Here is a 274-nt window from a genome sequence, read left to right as displayed (position 1 = left end):
ATGGAGATAATCCAATGCCGATTGATACATTTTGAGTCGAGTGTTCATGTGGCCAAGTTGCCGTTGAGCTTGTGGGAGCGCCAATTTATTGCACTGTGTGCCATTGTGATGATTGTCAATTTGCGGCAGATGAGCTTGCAAAACTTTTGCCGCCGGAGCCCGTCATGGATCACTCCTTTGGAACCCCCAATGTGCTTCATCGTAATGTTCGATACGTTGTAGTGCGCGGTCACGGCCTGCTACATCCTTATACATTTCGTGCTAACTCGCCCAC

The 274-nt window shown here is 48.9% G+C and carries 1 pseudogene; it reads left to right on the top strand.

Annotated elements, in window-relative coordinates:
• Window positions 1-50: 50 nt before the first annotated feature.
• A pseudogene (locus A6R74_RS23745) lies at window positions 51-274 on the top strand (hypothetical protein); the annotation flags it as partial.

Origin of the sequence: Halomonas sp. ALS9 (genome assembly GCF_001651035.1) — a bacterium.
Lineage (GTDB): Bacteria > Pseudomonadota > Gammaproteobacteria > Pseudomonadales > Halomonadaceae > Vreelandella.
The sequence above is the reverse complement of the archived record's forward strand: the minus strand, read 5'-3'. Positions and strand labels throughout refer to the sequence as shown.